Here is a 680-nt window from a genome sequence, read left to right on the forward strand (position 1 = left end):
TCGCGCTCCTTGAGGCCAGCATCGATACCGGCCAAGGCACGCTCGCGCTATTCTTCGAGCCGGTATATCGGTACCGAAACTTCGCGCGAAATGGCGTCCACCGGCTCGCCGCGCAACAAGCGCAAGACGACTTGTTTCTTCCGATTGGCCGACCACCGTTTCACTTCGGCGGCCGCGCCGGGGGCGTTTCCAGTCGCGCTACGCGCTCCTTCCACCGCCCCCGGCAGAACCTCGGCGATCTTCGACTTCTTTAGCATTGTACCGGCTCGGATTGTCTGGACACGGGTTTGCAACTCAGGCGGCCTCTTTCATGGTGGCTGCGTGACGGGCTTCATGGGGTGACATAAAGCCCAGTTTTTCGAGACGCCAATGACGGTTGTAACGATCTTTGAACTCGACGGCCGCGGCCCGAACTTCCTCCAGGTTCCTGAAGATGCGACCGTGAAAGGCTTGTTCCTTCAGCGTCCGGTTGAAGCGCTCGGCGACGCCATTCGTTTGCGGTTCGGCGACGAAGGCGAAGCTCGGCGTGACGCCCCAGAACCTGACCTGGTTGAGGAAGTCATCGGCCGTGTACTGCGAACCGTGATCCATGCGCAGCGTCAGGCCCCGACCAACCTCGGCACCCGTGCCGCCGAATTCACCCAGCAGTCCCTGTGCGATCGGCTGCAAGGCGGCGAACC

2 protein-coding genes are annotated in these 680 nt (G+C 61.9%); both read right to left on the reverse strand.

Annotation, left to right across the window (positions count from 1 at the left end; translation table 11 throughout):
• Positions 1 to 47 precede the first annotated feature (47 nt).
• Positions 48 to 257, reverse strand: coding sequence for a hypothetical protein (locus AWB68_RS45825; RefSeq protein WP_200828969.1), 210 nt, complete (start codon positions 255 to 257; stop codon positions 48 to 50).
• 37 nt (positions 258 to 294) lie between these two features.
• Positions 295 to 680 (reverse strand): integrase core domain-containing protein (locus AWB68_RS45830; RefSeq protein ID WP_143282095.1); only part of this gene is annotated, 386 nt, incomplete at its 5' end.

Origin of the sequence: Caballeronia choica, assembly GCF_001544535.1 — a bacterium.
Taxonomy (GTDB): Bacteria; Pseudomonadota; Gammaproteobacteria; order Burkholderiales; family Burkholderiaceae; genus Caballeronia; species Caballeronia choica.